At 28.2% G+C, this 16,392-nt stretch carries 13 protein-coding genes and 2 pseudogenes; 5 read left to right on the top strand and 10 right to left on the bottom strand.

The features are described 5' to 3' along the window. On the bottom strand, nucleotides 1–438 hold a 438-nt coding region (locus IPM32_18725), incomplete at its 3' end, for a hypothetical protein (GenBank protein ID MBK8947279.1). Nucleotides 439–594: 156 nt separating this feature from the next. Here IPM32_18725 and IPM32_18720 point away from each other — a divergent pair. Together IPM32_18720 and IPM32_18715 are read left to right on the top strand one after the other, a co-directional pair. After that, on the top strand, nucleotides 595–1,263 hold the full coding sequence (locus tag IPM32_18720; GenBank protein ID MBK8947278.1) for a response regulator transcription factor: 669 nt from the start codon (nucleotides 595–597) through the stop codon (nucleotides 1,261–1,263). Nucleotide 1,264: 1 nt separating this feature from the next. Beyond that, a complete protein-coding gene (locus IPM32_18715) occupies nucleotides 1,265–2,665 on the top strand; it encodes a HAMP domain-containing histidine kinase (GenBank protein MBK8947277.1) in 1,401 nt (466 codons plus the stop codon). Nucleotides 2,666–2,667: 2 nt separating this feature from the next. Here the strand turns inward: IPM32_18715 and IPM32_18710 are convergent, their stop codons facing one another. The 3 genes from IPM32_18710 to IPM32_18700 form a co-directional block, all read right to left on the bottom strand. Further along, nucleotides 2,668–5,562 (bottom strand): N-6 DNA methylase, encoded by a 2,895-nt coding sequence (locus IPM32_18710; protein ID MBK8947276.1) that lies wholly within the window; start codon nucleotides 5,560–5,562, stop codon nucleotides 2,668–2,670. Beyond that, on the bottom strand, nucleotides 5,537–5,746 hold the full coding sequence (locus IPM32_18705) for a hypothetical protein (GenBank protein MBK8947275.1): 210 nt from the start codon (nucleotides 5,744–5,746) through the stop codon (nucleotides 5,537–5,539). Before IPM32_18705 ends, IPM32_18710 begins: the two co-directional genes overlap by 26 nt. A 173-nt stretch (nucleotides 5,747–5,919) precedes the next feature. Further along, nucleotides 5,920–6,273, bottom strand: a complete 354-nt coding sequence (locus IPM32_18700; GenBank protein MBK8947274.1) for a DsrE family protein — start codon at nucleotides 6,271–6,273, stop codon at nucleotides 5,920–5,922. Between the two features lie 235 nt (nucleotides 6,274–6,508). On the opposite strand from IPM32_18700, the gene IPM32_18695 reads away from it, so the two are divergent. Beyond that, entirely contained in the window at nucleotides 6,509–7,618 is a 1,110-nt protein-coding gene (locus IPM32_18695; GenBank protein MBK8947273.1) for a T9SS type A sorting domain-containing protein, read from the top strand. A 147-nt stretch (nucleotides 7,619–7,765) separates the two neighbouring features. Here IPM32_18695 and IPM32_18690 read toward each other — a convergent pair whose 3' ends face one another. From IPM32_18690 to IPM32_18665, 6 genes and pseudogenes are all read right to left on the bottom strand, one after another. Further along, entirely contained in the window at nucleotides 7,766–9,040 is a 1,275-nt protein-coding gene (locus IPM32_18690) for an OmpA family protein (protein ID MBK8947272.1), read from the bottom strand. A 373-nt stretch (nucleotides 9,041–9,413) separates the two neighbouring features. Continuing rightward, complete coding sequence (locus IPM32_18685) at nucleotides 9,414–10,340, bottom strand: cytochrome c (protein MBK8947271.1); 927 nt, start codon at nucleotides 10,338–10,340, stop codon at nucleotides 9,414–9,416. Nucleotides 10,341–10,420: 80 nt separating this feature from the next. Continuing rightward, nucleotides 10,421–11,233, bottom strand: coding sequence for a helix-turn-helix transcriptional regulator (locus IPM32_18680; GenBank protein MBK8947270.1), 813 nt, complete (start codon nucleotides 11,231–11,233; stop codon nucleotides 10,421–10,423). Between the two features lie 277 nt (nucleotides 11,234–11,510). Next, nucleotides 11,511–11,888 carry an endonuclease domain-containing protein gene (locus IPM32_18675; GenBank protein ID MBK8947269.1) on the bottom strand — a complete coding sequence of 126 codons (378 nt, stop codon included), beginning with the start codon at nucleotides 11,886–11,888 and terminating at the stop codon, nucleotides 11,511–11,513. 280 nt (nucleotides 11,889–12,168) lie between these two features. After that, nucleotides 12,169–12,585, bottom strand: a pseudogene (locus IPM32_18670) (restriction endonuclease subunit M). Nucleotides 12,586–13,761: 1,176 nt separating this feature from the next. Beyond that, a pseudogene (locus tag IPM32_18665) lies at nucleotides 13,762–14,909 on the bottom strand (restriction endonuclease subunit M). 282 nt (nucleotides 14,910–15,191) lie between these two features. Here IPM32_18665 and IPM32_18660 point away from each other — a divergent pair. Next, entirely contained in the window at nucleotides 15,192–15,773 is a 582-nt protein-coding gene (locus tag IPM32_18660; GenBank protein MBK8947268.1) for a TetR/AcrR family transcriptional regulator, read from the top strand. Between the two features lie 11 nt (nucleotides 15,774–15,784). Then, nucleotides 15,785–16,381, top strand: a complete 597-nt coding sequence (locus tag IPM32_18655; protein MBK8947267.1) for a TetR/AcrR family transcriptional regulator — start codon at nucleotides 15,785–15,787, stop codon at nucleotides 16,379–16,381. Nucleotides 16,382–16,392: the final 11 nt, after the last annotated feature.

The raw sequence follows: 16,392 nt of genomic DNA, 5'->3' as shown, positions 1-16,392 counted from the left end.
ATAGCAGCTATAAGGATAGGTGCTTTTACCTGGATCAGCTTGAACATAATTGACCCATTTGTTTGTAGGTAAATTATATTGTCGGTTTGCTCCTAAAATCAAATACCCTTCTTTATCCAAAAATCTTGCATTTGAATGATATCCGCCTAAAACAAAACCTATATCACTCCAAGCTAATCCATCAGGTACATTTGGGATTCCGGAATTTAATGTATAATCAACTTGTGAACCCACTTTTTTGTGTGCTGATAATATTGGGTAAACTGGTGGATTTCCATCGCTTATTTTTTGTATTTTATATGGGTGACCTGATTGTTTCCAATCATTATGTTGTGCGGAATGACAAGTTTTACAAGCTTCACTTCCGGCATATTCTTGCGCAATTAAAGCAAATGGTAAAACCACTATTATGTAAAAAAAGGTAAAGAATTTTTTCATATTTTCTCCCAAAAAAGTGAAATGAAATTTCTGTAAGTAAAAGTAACGTTTATGTCCTATTTAGTCACCAAAACAATTATTAATAATTTTTCATAATTTCCAAAAAGGATTCTCTATTGAAAAACAGTAATTTTAGGTATAATAATTTGAGATACTATGAAAATTCTAATTGTGGAAGATGAAGAAAGCATTGCAAAATCACTTGTTAAAAACTTTTTAGATGAGGGTTTTGAAACTTCTCTTGCGATTGATGGCGAAGAGGCTTTAGATGTAATTTCTAAAAATAATTTTGACACGATATTACTCGATTGGAGAATTCCAAAAATTAGCGGTATTCAAGTATGTAAAACTTTAAGAGAAAGCGGATTTAATAAACCAATAATTTTAGTTACGGCACTTACGGATATTTCTAATAAAGTTGAAGCTTTAAATTTAGGTGCAGATGATTATATTACTAAACCATTTTCTTTTGATGAAGTTTTGGCAAGAATATTAGCCGTTAATCGAAGATATAACTCAGCGATAAAATCTGTTTTTATTGATGATATTGAATTTGATTTACTTAACAGAGAATTGAAAACTGATAAAAATATAATTAAGCTTTCAGATAAAGAATTCGAACTGTTAAAATATTTTATGGATAATAAAGGAAAAATTCTAAATAAGGAAATTTTATGTAAGGATGTTTGGGAACTTCCATTTATTCCCGAAACAAATATTGTTGAAGTAACAGTAAAAAATTTAAGAAAGAAATTAGAATCTAATTCAGATAAAAAAATTATTCAAACAATTTACGGCGAAGGTTATATTTTTCTAATTGATTAAAATGAAAAAAATCGTACTTACAAAAACTGTTAAACGCACTGCTGTTTGGTATGGTGTTGTTTTAATTTCCTTTTATTTACTTTTTAGTTTATTCACACTTTTTGAACTAGATTATATTTTGGTTGAAGATTTAGATTCAAGATTAACTCATGAACTTGAACATATTTTAAATACAATTTCTGTTGAAAACGATTCTATAAAAATTTTACATAGAAGAGAATTAGAAGAACCGGACTTAAAATTCAAAACCGATAATCCATATTTTCTGCAAGTTTATAATTTGAAAGGTGTACTTTTTCTTAAAAGCGAAAATGTAAATCTTTTAGGAAATATTGATTTAGGTTTTCCTAATAAATTTACACCATATTACTTTGAAGATTTAAAATTTGGGAATGAGCAATTAAGAACAATTTACAAGCAGCTTATAAATCAAAATGGTAAAAGTATTGGTGTTATTCAGTTATCGGCATTTCAATCAAGTTTTAACTCTGTTGTAAAAAGTGTAATTATAGTAAACTTAATTTCATTCCCGGTAATTGTTATAATTGTAACATTGTTAAGTATATTTCTTGCTCAAAAAAGTTACAAACCGATTAACAAAATAATTGAAACTGCAAATTCTATTTCTGCAACAAATCTAAGTGGAAGATTAGATTATTCAGCAGATTCAGAGGATGAACTTGGCAAATTAAAAAATACTCTAAATTCACTTTTTGAAAGATTAGAAAATCAAATTAAAGAAATATCACAATTTACTGATAACGCATCTCATCAACTTATGACACCGCTAACTTCAATTAAAACCGAATTGGATTATATTTTAAAAAGAGATCATGAAATAAATGAGTATAAAGAAACATGTAAAATATTAAAAGATCAAACAGATAGAATGATTGAAATGATTAGAACAATGCTCATTATGTCAAGAGATTGTAATTCTTGTGAAGATAACCAAAGTGTTTTTAATATATCAAGTTTGCTTAAAAATGATATTGCAAAAATTTTTGATTTACCAAGAGTTAATTTTAACATTCAAGAAAATATTTATGTTAGAGGCAAATCCGAATATTTTTCTATTGCCGTTCAGAATCTTATTAATAACGCAATTAAATATTCACCGCAGAATTCAATTGTTGAAGTAGTTTTGCATAAGGAAAACAATAAAATTATTTTGAAAATTATTGATGATGGAATTGGAATAAAAGGTGAAGAAAAAAATAAAGTTTTCCAAAGGTTTTATAGAATTGAATCAGTGAATTCCACTAAAATTAGTGGTTATGGTTTAGGATTAAGTTTAGTGAAATCCGTTATTGAAAGAATGTCCGGTGAAATTGAAATTCTGGATAATAAACCCAAGGGTTCAATTTTTAAAATTAGCTTACCAATGTTAAATATGGACTAATATCATCTATAATACTCTTCCTCTCTCATCCAAAATTGAGGATCTACAATTTTTACTTCTTCATAGGTAAGGTTGTAAAGTTTGTAAACCATTACATCTATTTCATTATCTGTTTTGGTTATTTCTTCTTGAAGCTGATTTATTTTAGTTTTGTACTCGTTAAAATATTCTTCCCATTCGTCCTGTTGTTTTAAAGAAATCTCTACTTTTTGTTTTTTAAGTTCAGTTCGGAATTTCCTAAAATCATAGTCATAAAATGATTGAAGATTTTGACTGATTTTCTCTAAAATAAATGTGTCTTTAATTCTATGAGCAAATTTATTTACTGCTTCTTGAAATTGAATATTAAGTAATAACATTTTGTCAGTTTTATAAATAAATGGCTTTTGGTTTTCTGAGCTAATTAATTTTATTGGGAACAAACGTAAATCATTTAAAATGATTTTTGGGAATAATTTTCTAACTGACTTTGCGGTATTTTTCATGAAATAATAGGAAAGTAAAAAACTATTCAACAAAGCTAAAACATATTTTAATTCAACTTTTTTTTCATCCCTTTCAACTATTGCAATATTGCTCATATTAAATAAATATTCTTCACTTGTAAATGTTGCTATAATTGAATGGGGATATTTTCCCGTAATTTCTCTAATAATTATTTTTTGTCCAGAAAACTTTCTTGGTTCGGCTAAATGTTCGCCAAATCTTAAATATGTGCCAGACCAATTAATACAAAATCTTAATAGATCCTTTCCTTCTAAATATTTGAATGTGTTATTATCATATTTATATTTATAATCAAAGGGTCTATTTTTAACATCTTCTATAGTCTGCTTTGGTTTTCCTTTTCCAGTTTGATAAGCCTTTAATCCAGCTTTAACTTGCAATAATGAGTCAAGAGGAAAAGAGTTATGTTTAATTTTATTTATAATTTTTGAACTTTCTTCATCTGCAAAAACATTGAATTCATAAGCTTCATTTTGTAAAAAACTTTTTTGGTTTTTTGAATGAGAGTATTTAAACTCAGCATTAACACTTATAAACACTTTAAACTCATTTTCAAAACACATTTGTTTATTTGCAATTAGGATAATAGTTTCAACACCAATTCCTTCAAATGAAAAGCCTTCAAGATTTATTATTTGATTTAGTTTACAATTTTCTATTATATATTTTCTTAATCCTTCACCCGAAAAAACCATTAACCAAGAATTTGGTATAATTAAACCATAAGTTCCATTTTTATGAATTAAATCAATTGTCTTTTCAATAAATAACAAATATGTATTTACTTGGTATTTCGCAGAATTATATTTTTGATTAAAGAAATCTTTGTCGGATTGAGAAATTTTTTCTCGAGCAAAAACATAAGGCGGATTTCCAATTACAACATCAAAACCGCCATTGCTCATTATTTCCTTAAATTCTTCATTCCAATTAAATGCTTTATTTCCGGCAACTTTCGGATCATCAATTAATGAATTTCCGCATTTTATATTATTGCTTAGTGTAGAAAGTTTTCTTCCTTTTTTTGCAGTTCTCAGCCACAAAGAAAGTTTTGCAATTTCAACGGCTTCCTCATTTATATCAACACCATAAATATTATTTTCAACAATATCTTTTTCATATTCGGAAATTGTAAACGCTTCTTTCAGCAAAGAGCTTTTATGTTCATCAATCCATTTATGCTCTTTTATTAAAAATTCCAGCGCTTGATTTAAGAATGCTCCGCTTCCGCAAGCCGGATCAAGTATTTTCAGCGATAAAATATATTCTCTGTATTTATCAAGATTATCAAATAATATTTTTGCTTTCTGGTTTAACTTCCCTTTTTGCGTTCTGCTGCTTTCTAAAATTGTTTCGTCAATTTCATCAAGATTTAATTCTTTTTTCTTTTCGGTACACAAAGAGCCAATCGTATTATCAACAATATATTTTGTAATGTATTTTGGAGTGTAAAAAATTCCATCTTTTTTGCGTTTGGATTTTTCACGCTCAACTAAATTGCCTTCCAGTTCTGCGGTTAGTTCTTCAATTTCCGATAAGCTGTGTTCAAAAATATGTCCTAAAATATTTACATCAACTTCACTGCTGAAATCATAAGAAGAAAGTTTTATAATATCGGTAAGTAAAATTTCATCATCGATTTTTACATTATCCAGAATTTCATCTTCTTGAAATAATCCGCCGTTATATGCCGGAAGCGAATATTCTTCGTAAGTATGCCCAACATTTAAATGATTGAAAAATTTTACAAATCTTGTGTAAAGCGGTTTCGCTTCATCCAGAGATTTTAATTGTTTCCATTGATCAACTATTCTGGTTATTGAGTTTGGCGGAACTAATAAACTATCTTCTGCAAAGAGTATGAATAAAATTCTATCTAATAATTTTTGCGAACTTTTGAACAAGCTAAGTTTATCAAATTGCGGATTATTTTTTACAAGGTTATTATAGATTTTATGTTTGAATTGCGAGTAATCTTTGTATAGTTTATCGGAAATATTTTCTTCATGTAATCTTGATTCTTCTTTTACTTTTAACGGAATTCCGTTAAGAATATTTTTACTGTTTAGCAGAAAGTAAAAAAGTTTGAAATCATTTTCTGTTAATGTAAATAGATTGAATTCTTCCCACTCAGTTGCATTATCAATATAAAAATTGAGTTTTTCAAAGTTTGATGTTATTACAAATCTGCATTTGTTTTGATGATTTTTATAATTAAATGCTTGTGTTGTGATTGATTCCAGATTAACCGTTTTTGTTGATTTAAGCTCGATTACGCCGATTGCATTTCCATCTTGAAGAATTGCACCATCCGCTTTTTTAGAATCAGTTTCGTTCTTAAATTCAGTTGTAAGATTGTAATTTTTATCGGGATTTATCGTATATCCCAAAACTTGAACGAATATTTCCCGTAAAAAATCCTTCTTGATAGTTTTCTTCCTTTAAGAGTTTAATGTTTTCTATTCGTTCGGAATCACCGTAAAATTCTCTGAATTTATTATAAGCAGAAGTAACTTCTTTGGAATCTAAATTGGAAAGGTATTTCTTAATTACAGATTTTTGAAAAAGGGACATAAACAAATCTCAAGTTTAACATCAAACTATTTAATAATCAAAAATAAAAAATAGCATTAGAAAAATCATTTACTTCTAAAAGTACACAAATAATTTTTTCAATAATATTCTATATTTTTATTTCACTGTAGCTGTCCCAAAAGTAACCGGTCTGCCATCGGATTCATAACATATTAAAATGTTATAACTTTTTCACTATCAAGAGTCAATCGAACAAGTTCTTTCATATCACTTCTCGCAACACCGTCAAGTAATTTTAATTCAGCAAAACCTCTTGCATCCATGCACGTTCCGCATGCTTTAATTTTCCCTCCTTTTAGAACAACGGCTTTCATCATTCTCTCAATATTATAATATCCTTGAGGAGTTATCTGGTTTGGAATTCCGCAACCAACAGCATCTGCCATTAAAAATATTGCAACTTCTGTTTCAGGACTTTCTTTTTGAATGTTCATTGCAAGACGTAAGGCATTATAAGCTTTTTCGGTTCCGTATGGTGCATCGTTAATAATGATTAGTATTTTCATAAAAACCTTTTTTGTTTTATAAGTTAATTGTAAAAATAGTAAATACATTTTTATAATTGTGAATAAATAAGCTTTTAATTATAGAAGATTAGCTTGAATTTCTAACTTAGAGGATAGTTAAGATTACCTAGTAAAAGTAAAATTAAAATATTAATGGGAAAATTAAATTGATATACGCTTGAAAAAATAAATAAAACTTGTTATCTTTTTTATTTAACATATAGAAAGGAGTAATATGAAATATTTGATACAATATTCTTTTTTCTTCTTAAGTTCTTCATTTCTATTTTCACAAATTACTATTACTCAAAATGATTATACATCATTATATCAAATTGGAAAAACAAATACCGTTTTTGTTGATACACTTTCGGAATCTATTAATATTGGTCAGACTGGCGGAAACAATCAGTGGGATTATTCAAACTTAACCCCTCATTCATTTCGTGAACTTAGCAATATATTAACATCAACCACTCCCTATGCAGATTCTTTTGCTAATTCCGATATAGCAACATATTTCACGATGGATATTAATTTGGGACAAGGACAAACGGGGAAAAGTGAATCATGGACATTTTATGATTTGACAAATGCCGCTGAATTAGGAAGTGTATCTTTAAATACTTTTACTGAAGATGGAAATACTTCAGTAAACGAGTCTGTTTCAAGAAATTTTCCTCCGTTCAAGCAATATGACTTTCCACTCACTTTTGATAAAACTTGGTCTGTAACTGACTCAGTTGTCGACAAATCCTTTTCAGATGGTGAACAATATTTAACTGGTGAGAGTGTTACAACTTATAATATACACATAGATGCATGGGGAACTATGAAATTGCCAAGTGGTAAGGAAGTTGATGCTTTGAGATCAAGGGAGCAAGAAATAAAAACTTCTTTCATTTTTGGTATCCCAATGGGGACAGATATAACTGTTACTTACTTCTTTATAGCAAAGACGGGTGAATCACTATCAATCTTAGCTGATGTTGAGGATCCTCCACATTCAGGTGTAATTAGCGGAAGTATAGGTTGGGGTAATGATGATTTAACAAGTGTCGAAAAATTAGAGTCAATTTCGAATGAATTTTATTTGAAGCAAAATTATCCCAATCCATTTAATCCTTCAACTAAAATAGAATACAGTATATCAAGTCCTTCTTATGTTAAATTAATAGTATATGATGTTCTTGGAAACGAAGTTGCAAGATTAGTTAATGAATTTCAAACATCTGGAAATTACAAATCAGAATTTGACGGATCTAGTTTATCGAGTGGAATATATTTTGCAAAATTAAGTACAGATGTTTTTTTTGATGTAAAAAAAATGACTTTAATAAAGTAGCTATATAAGAAAAATGCTGTCTCAGAAGTGTCATTCTGAACTTGTTTCAGAATCAAGACCTTCGAAATTTTAACAAAAACAGATGCTGAAATAAATTCCATGACAATTTTTTACTTTTGAGACAGCTTCTTTAAAATTTTGGTTTGATTAGAATTTTATAAATTCAACTCTTCTATTATTAGCTTTACCTTCAGGCGTTGAGTTATTATCTACCGGAACTGATTCACCAAAACCTTTGGATTTTAATCTGTCTTCACTAATATTTAATTCGATAATTGCTTTTTTTACAGCTTCAGCTCTTTCTTCAGAAAGTTTTTGATTTGAAAAATCATCACCATCGCTATCCGTATGTCCTTCAATACTAAAATTTAGATATTGATGTTCATTCATCATTTCAACAATTGCATTAATTATTCCCATTGATTCTGGTTTAATTAAGGATTTGTTCACATCGAATAAAATTCCTCTAGTTAAAAATTTACCTTCGGAAATTACTCTGTTATACAGTTTTTTCCCACCTTCCGCTAAACGAATATTTTTAATTGCGGTAACATCAATATTTTTTTTATCATAAAAAGCTTCAATTGAAAACATTTTTGGTTTATAATCTGAGTTTGGAATGTTTAATAGTCTTGATTCATTCAGATACAATTTTAAAGATCTTTTATTAAATGCTAAAGCAATATGTTTCCATTGTCCTTTCCAATTACTACGTACCTCAGATGTTTCTTCTTCAATTTTGCCATTATACTTATACATATTTGCAGAATTCCAATCAATAATAATCGGATCAATTAACCTAGAATCCTTATCTCTTTCTCTTGTTCGTGGTTGTGTCCAAAATTTAATCAAATATCTTTGTTGTCTCGTACTAGCCTTATCGTGAAAGAATGCATCAAATTCTAGGGTAAAAACTTCGGGTAGATATTCATCTTTATCCATTATTGGAGTAATAGTTGTACTTGGTTGTGCAAAATTAATAACTTTATCATTTCCATATTCTGCATTTTCTGCATTACCCGAAATAAGATCCCATCTTGACGGGAATTCACCATTTTCTTCATTAAAAAGATTATCTTCAAATATTATATTATCACCCGATACAAAATCATATTTTGACCATAATTTTAACTTCTTATCATTTTCATTCTTTGTATTAGAGGTTGTTTCCGTATTTAAAGTGATTTTTTCCTCTTTTACACTTTCATTTCCAGCGTCACTTTTTTCATTATTATTTGTTGAACCTTCTTTTATTTCCTTTTCTGTGTTGTCCAGTGTTTTATCAATTGATTCGTTAACATTTTTATCAATTTTCTTTTCCACTTTCTTTTTAACTTTTTCGAGTACATTAAATTGGGCTTGAGTTTTGATTGCAAATGTGAATATTAAAAGTAGAGTAATTATTTGATAATTCAATTTCATTTTTCTTACTCCTATAAATATTAGTTAAAGAATTTTTTTTACAATAATCAATTAAGTTCAATTTTTATAAAAGTTTGGACAAATAACAAAATAATTATTTTGTTAAAACATTGGCACATTCTTACATCGGATAAATATTTGTCAATGGATCATTCTCAAACAAAGTTATAATTATATCTTCACGAAAATTTGGTATCTATCAAAATAAATTGAGAAATACAATTTGTATTGCATATATATGATTAACTTATACAGTGAGTTGAAACCCTCTTCAATTTGGTTAACTGTGTAATTAAATGATTATTTGTCATTTCAATTATTTCATATTCATTTTCAGTACCTATTAAACAATAAAAATGCTATTCGACAAATGTTATTTGATTTTGGGAATAGAATTTAAATAAGACCAAATAGCATTTATTTCTGAATCTGTTAATAGGTTATATGCACTCATCGGATATTTGAATTTAGAACCATTTAAATTATTTCCACTCTTTAAAACTTTTGTAAATAATTCTAAATTCCAATTGCCTAAACCAGATTCATCCATTGTTAAATTTTTGGAATAACTTATTGTTCCATCTTCTGGATTGATAAATTGATTACCTCCGCCAAAGTATCCTTCGGATTTTTCTGGTTCTAAAATATTAACTGTTGAAAAATCTTTACTGTGACAACCAAAACACTCATATTTTGCTGTGGCAAGATATTTACCGTAAGCAATAATATTATCTATTGATGGTGCGATAATTTTTTCTTTGGGATATGGTATGGGTTTAAATGCGACATTCATCAATATTTTAAATAATAGAGTCGGTTCACTTTCACCTGGCGTAGACTTAACAGCATCAACCAATGAATCATCAGATTTCAAAAATGCAACTATAGAAAAAATATCTTCATCTGAGAGATTTGGAAAACGAGACATCCATGGAGGAGTAAGTTTCCCTTCTTTTGTTATTCCGGTTCTTAATAAATAGATAAGTTCGCCATCAGTATAGCGCCCAATACCATTTTTAAAATCCTTTGTGATATTTGGGGCGTAATGTGTTCCTACTGGACTATCTTTATCAAGGATTTTACCACTTAATTTTCCATCCTCAGATTTATGACATAAAGCACAAGTCATTGAAACAATTTTTTTCCCTTCAGCAATTCTTTCACTATTTAATTCTACTGTAATATTTGGGGCTTTGTTTTCATAATGAGGAGGAAAGCTTGCATTAAAATAAACAATTGCGATGATTACTAATGAGACAATTAATCCAATAATGAGAGCCAGTATTTTCAATATTTTCATTTTTATCTCCTTAAAAAAATTTGAAAATTCTTTAAAAAATAGTTAACCGGAATGAAGAAAAATTGTATGTATCGGACATATTAATAATAAAAATGACCCTTTGTGCCATTAAATTCTTGTATTTTCTTCCTAAAAAAAAATGGTGTAATTCCTGCAAATTCAGTAAAATCCTTTGTAAAATGTGATTGATCAAAATAATTACAGGAATATGCAATTTCAGTCAATGTGTATTGATTTTGATAAATTAGTTTAATGGACTTTAAAAATCTCTGATACTTAATAAAAAATTCCGGATTAGTACCAAGAAAGTCTAATGCCTTTCTATGTAATTGTCTTGAAGAAATATTAAGCATCTTATTCATTTCCAGAATTGTAAGATTTTCAAAATAAAGTGATTCGAGAGCCTTAATAAAACACAGTATTTCATTTTTCTTCTTATTATTTTCCATTAAACATAATAATTCAAAAAGTATAATTTGTTTTCTTTCATTAAAATTATTTGCTTCCATCAGCTTGTACCATACATATTCTGAATTTGGAAAAATTTCACTTAACTCAATAGCTTCATTTGTTAGTTTGTATGCCGGTATGTTAAATAAACACTTTACAGCCATAGGTGAAAGTTGAATCCCCAAAAAAGTATGATGTCCTTGTGGAATTATACATACCGTATGTGTATTTATTCCATTTATAAAGAATTTTGGTAATAGAGATATTTTTTCAGTTTTTCTATTGATAAATTTGACATCGTCAGATAAATTGAAAATTATTTCTACATAACCACTAGGAAGTATTATTTCTTTTTGATAAAAAGGAATGCCATTAACTTGCCAAATTGTATTGCAAATTTTACTAAGTTCAATATTACATGGGCGAGATATTTCTGTTTTCATATCTAATTATTATTTTACAAATGTAAAATTTTATGAAAAATTAAGACATGATATCATAAAAAGCAAATTATATTTTATTCGAAAAATTATTTTCTCTTTCCTTACGATCAAATGGAGAGGAAAATTAGGTGAGATTTTATTACACACTTTCTTCTACAATCTTTATTTCTTCTTTGGTCAAACTAAGAAGTTTATAATCAAGTTGATCTATTTTATTGTCTCTCACATTAATTTCTCTATTGAAGTTCTTCTTTTATTAAATGAGATTTGGATTTGACTATGATTTGCCTTTAATGAGAAAATTAATTTCACTTTCTAGCCGATCAAATGTTTTGTTGGGATTGCCCAAATAATCATCATTTGTAATGCGTATAAATTTAACGCCGAATGATTCTAAATATTTTTGACGTACTTCATCATGCAATTTTACATCTTGAAGTTCGTGAATATCACCATCCAATTCAATTGCAATTTTGTATACCGGGCAATAAAAATCAATTATAAAATTATCAATTGAATATTGTCTTTTAAATTTTAAACCAAGAAATTTTCTGTTCCGGAGTTGAGCCCACATATTTTGTTCTGCAAAGGTTTGATCGCGACGTAGTTTTCGACGGATTTCTTTTAGCTGGGGTTTGTTATAATGTTTTGTCATTTCTCTTTTCGACCTCTCCCATAATCCCTCTCCTTACTAAAGGAGAGGGAAATAGGGTGAGGATTTATTTCACACTTTCTTCTACAATTTTTATTTCTTCTTCTGTTAAACCGTAAAGCTCATAAACCAATTGGTCTATTTGTTTATCCGTTGCATCTATTTGTCTTTGAAGTGCAGTTTTTTCTTGGGGAGTTTTGGAAGCATTAAATAATAAAATGAGCTCTTGGATTTTTTCAACTTTTTCTCTTATAAGAATTTTTTCATTTTTAATAATATCTACAATTGGTAGTTTATTTAATTGCCACATAAGTATTTGCGGATAACCTTGTGCGTTTGTCAGCAATCCATTTCTTAGGAAAAAAGTAAATAGTTTAGAATTAAGAATGCCGGTTAATGAAAGTAAATCCATTTCATTTGACCATAACAAATAAACTGTACTTTCAATTAATGCTTTGGTCTCTGAATAACAACAACATAGTTTATTCCCAGTTCTCCTAATTAAAATTCTAGGAACTTTTAAATGTTTATTTAAATCTCTTGTTCCCCCGATTATTTTCAATTCATCATAATTTGTAAACTGTTTCGTCTCTACAAAATATCTATCAAGATTTTTTCCCAACAGGAAAGGTAAATCATGTTGTTGTTTATCCAATCTTAAATGATCTATTCTATTCTGCACAACCATACCTTTTGACATGACAGCTATCTGACTAAGTAATTTATTTTTACTAATAATTTTTGAAATAATTTTAAGATTTGGATTGTATCTTAAAACCCACTCGTTTTCACATAAACTTAAATCAATTTTTCCTTTTTTCTTACATTCTCTAATTTCATTAATAGTTTTTAATTCATAATTGTTATTTTGTGATTGACTACTCAGAATAAATACAATTGTTCCAATATTTGCATCCCTAAATACAAAGTAATCAAAATAACAAATCGAATCTAAGTTAAAACCTTGAATCATTAGTTTTCTCAAAACCCCATTGCTTGATGTCGTAGCTAAAGCTTCTGGAACAATAAATGAAAACTCATTTTTTGTCAAACTCAACATTTTTTCAATGAATAATTGAAATAGGTTTTTTGAACTTCCTCCAAATATTGATTTATATTTTCTCTCATAATAGCTCAAAATATTATTGTCGATATTATTTTTAGTAATTTTTAGATACGGCGGATTCCCAATCACAACATCAAAACCGCCATAATTCATTATTCCTTCAAACTCACTTTGCCAATCAAATACATTTATTCTGTATCGTTCTTCATCATCAAGAGCAAGTTCTGTTTGGTTGTAAAAATCGGGTCCAATTAAAGAATTACCGCATTTAATATTATTGCTTAAATCGGGCAAAGCTCTTTGTCGGAAAAAACTTATTTGTGTATTTAAACTTTCATCAGTTTCGCCTTCCAAAACTTTTAGTAGAAGAGAAAGTTTTGTTACTTCTACTGCTTGGTTATCAATATCAACTCCAAAAATGTTATTAAGCAAAATTCTCTTTTTTTCCGTAGTGGTTAAGCGGTATTCGTTTTCTTTTGTCTGATAAAGAGGCGCATCTTTTTTCAAAGATTTTGCATAAGATAAATCTGTTGACGTATAAATTCTTAAATGCCAATCCAATAAAAACTGATACGCTCCAATTAAGAAAGAGCCGGAACCGCATGCAGGGTCAAGAATTTTTAGTGCCGATACTTCATCAACAGCTTTTTTAATTTTATTGCTAATTGATTTAATAGATTCTTCACTTTTTTCAGAATGATGGTTTATTTCTTTAGATTCCGGATCAAGTCCGGAATGACAATTCCCTTCTTTAAACTGCTCAGAATGACCGTTAGTTAAATCAAATTTCCGTTCAATTTCTTCCAACTTTTTCCCGAGTGTATTTTTAATGATATAATCCACAATGTAGGTTGGCGTATAATAAACTCCGCCGGCTTTTTTAACTTCGGGTTTTGCTTCAACAACTGCACGGTGACCGGTGGTTAAACGAATTACTTTACCAAGAAATTGTTCATAAACGTGACCTAAAATATCCGAAGGTAAAACAGAAAATTCGTAAGGGCTGTCCGGGTAATAAAGATTTTTAATAATTTCCTTAAGTACTTTATCGTCAATTGATATTACCGGTGTAATTTTATCGGGTTCTTCGGTTCTATTTTTTTCTTTTTCAAAATGAAACAAGCCGGAATTATATTTTTCATCGGCACGTGTAAAAATTTGAAGAAGTCTTTTATAAACATTTACACCGTTTTGAAGAGACATAAGTTGACCGTAATCTTCAATTCCACGGTCTTCGCAAATTCGCAAGAAAATAATTCTATCAATAGTTTTCTGTACTGCAAAATTTAATTCGCGGTTGCTTAGGGTTTCATTACGCAGAGCAATATTTCGGGCTAAAATTTCGCGCCAGTTTTCAATTTCATTTAAGAATGCATCATCAACTTCGGCTGTTCCCTTTTTGCCTTTGCTGGTTTCGGCATATTTGTCAAAAGATCCTTTTAAAATTGCTTCGCGGGAAAAGATGCTTTCAATTTCATCCCAGCTATTAACATAATCTTTATAAGTGAAATATTTAATTCTTCCGGTTGAAGATTTATCTGTTTTCTTTGGTTGAATTCGGCAATCGTAAATTACGAGTTCTTCAAAATCAGATAAAATACTAAGCGGTAATTTTGCCGACCAAGCATAACGTCTTAATTGAAATGCGGGAGAAATATCTTCCTTTAAATTAACACTTGGCTTTTTCGCTTCGACAAAAAATTTTTTAATTCCTCCAATTCTAAATAGATAATCCGGCGCTTCGGCTTTATCTTTTGTTTTAAGTGAAAATTCATGAATTACATCTTTATAAGCTTCTGCATAACCTTTTTCGTTGCCAACATCCCAGCCAAGTGCTTTAAAAAAAGATCGATAAATTCACGTCTAACTTGTGTTTCGTTATACTTATTATTTTTATAAGCTTCTATATTTCTTTCAAAGCGTTCAACTAAATCACTAATTATTGAAGGAGCAGACATTTTTATTTCCAAATTAGAATTTATTAAGATTAAAATAATAATTTTTTAGTATAGAAATGATGGTTCTGTGATTTCTTCATTAAAAATTAGGCAATTCATTTTATTTTATAATCAATTTTAGTATTTCTATTATTAAAGCATAATAAAAATCAATAATTGTTGGCTGCGTTTGTATTTTTATTTCAATAAAGAAATAAATATGATAAACTTTTCACTTGACAAATCGATAATTTTATCATATTTTAGTTAGTGAATGTTAACAAACTTATTTGGATTTAAGAAATGGCAAAATTTACAACCGAAGAAAGACAAAAAACAATTATTGATGAAGCATTAAATATAATTCACGAAGGCGGATATGAATCATTATCCATTAGAGAATTGGCTTCGCGTGTAAAAATAAGTGAACCGGCAATTTATCGTCACTTCTTAAATAAAGAAGATATTGTGTTGGGAATTCTTTCAAGAATCAGCAATTTTGATCAAAAATTAATTGAAAGTGTTAATAAGAAAAATAATCCCAAAGATAAATTGAACGAATTTATTCTATTTCATTTTAATTTTCTCGATAAAAACAAAGCTATGACTTCTGTGATTTTTTCGGAAGAAATGTTTACGCAAAGTAAAATTTTGAAGGAAAAATTAATGCAGATAATGGGTTTAAGATTAAAAATAATTGTTGAAATAATTAATGAAATTAAAAGTAATCAAAAAGTAAAAGATATTGATGCGGCAGAACTTGCCAAAATTATTATGGGATTTATAAGAATATGCGTGCTTGAGTGGAAGCTGAGTAATTTCAGTTTTTCACTTAAAGATAAAGGCGAAAACATAACAAAAACTTTTGAAAAGTTGATTTTTTAACTCAAAATAAAATGATTGCAAAAGACAAAAAATATAAACTTTATGCACAAACCGGAGAAATCATTCTTTCCAAAGGGATAAATAGATTCAACATCTCATATTTGTGTAAAAATACAAGTATCAGTAAAAAGACATTTTATAAAGATTTCTCATCAAAGCAAGATTTTTTAGCAAAATTTTATTTGGATTTACTTCATAAATCATATTTTGAAATTATAAGTACAATTCAAAATAATAATACATTTTTTGAGAAATTTGAAAATATTGCAAAAATTGTTCAAAAACGATCTGTTTACTTCAACGTAAATATTTTATCAGTTATTGAAGAAAAATTTCCCGAGGTTTTAGTTCAAATAAATAATTTTAAACAAAATAGAATTTTACCGCTTTTTACATTATTGATCGAAAATGCACAAAAGCATAATATGATAAATAATTTTGATCCAAAAACTATTTTGAATTTATTCTTCTCAATTATTTCATCACATTCAATAATTGATACTAAAAGAGAAATTAGCGATACAAAAACTGAATTTACTGAAATTTTCCAAATTCTGTTAAAGGGTGTATTAACAAAAAAGGGCAAAAATTTTTTAAACAAATGTTAGTTAACATTAAC

This window comes from Ignavibacteriota bacterium (genome assembly GCA_016716225.1).
Taxonomy (GTDB): domain Bacteria; phylum Bacteroidota; class Ignavibacteria; order Ignavibacteriales; family Melioribacteraceae.
Note: the sequence above shows the minus strand (reverse complement) of the source record. Positions and strands in the feature narration are given on the sequence as shown.

What these genes read in the sequence shown, in the direction of transcription:
- IPM32_18720 (MBK8947278.1), top strand. Translation starts at nt 595, where the DNA reads ATGAAAATTCTAATTGTGGAAGATGAAGAAAGCATTGCAAAATCACTT.
- IPM32_18715 (MBK8947277.1), top strand. Translation starts at nt 1,265, where the DNA reads ATGAAAAAAATCGTACTTACAAAAACTGTTAAACGCACTGCTGTTTGG.
- IPM32_18705 (MBK8947275.1), bottom strand. Translation starts at nt 5,746, where the DNA reads ATGTCCCTTTTTCAAAAATCTGTAATTAAGAAATACCTTTCCAATTTA.
- IPM32_18700 (MBK8947274.1), bottom strand. Translation starts at nt 6,273, where the DNA reads ATGAAAATACTAATCATTATTAACGATGCACCATACGGAACCGAAAAA.
- IPM32_18695 (MBK8947273.1), top strand. Translation starts at nt 6,509, where the DNA reads ATGAAATATTTGATACAATATTCTTTTTTCTTCTTAAGTTCTTCATTT.
- IPM32_18690 (MBK8947272.1), bottom strand. Translation starts at nt 9,040, where the DNA reads ATGAAATTGAATTATCAAATAATTACTCTACTTTTAATATTCACATTT.
- IPM32_18685 (MBK8947271.1), bottom strand. Translation starts at nt 10,340, where the DNA reads ATGAAAATATTGAAAATACTGGCTCTCATTATTGGATTAATTGTCTCA.
- IPM32_18680 (MBK8947270.1), bottom strand. Translation starts at nt 11,233, where the DNA reads ATGAAAACAGAAATATCTCGCCCATGTAATATTGAACTTAGTAAAATT.
- IPM32_18675 (MBK8947269.1), bottom strand. Translation starts at nt 11,888, where the DNA reads ATGACAAAACATTATAACAAACCCCAGCTAAAAGAAATCCGTCGAAAA.
- IPM32_18660 (MBK8947268.1), top strand. Translation starts at nt 15,192, where the DNA reads ATGGCAAAATTTACAACCGAAGAAAGACAAAAAACAATTATTGATGAA.
- IPM32_18655 (MBK8947267.1), top strand. Translation starts at nt 15,785, where the DNA reads ATGATTGCAAAAGACAAAAAATATAAACTTTATGCACAAACCGGAGAA.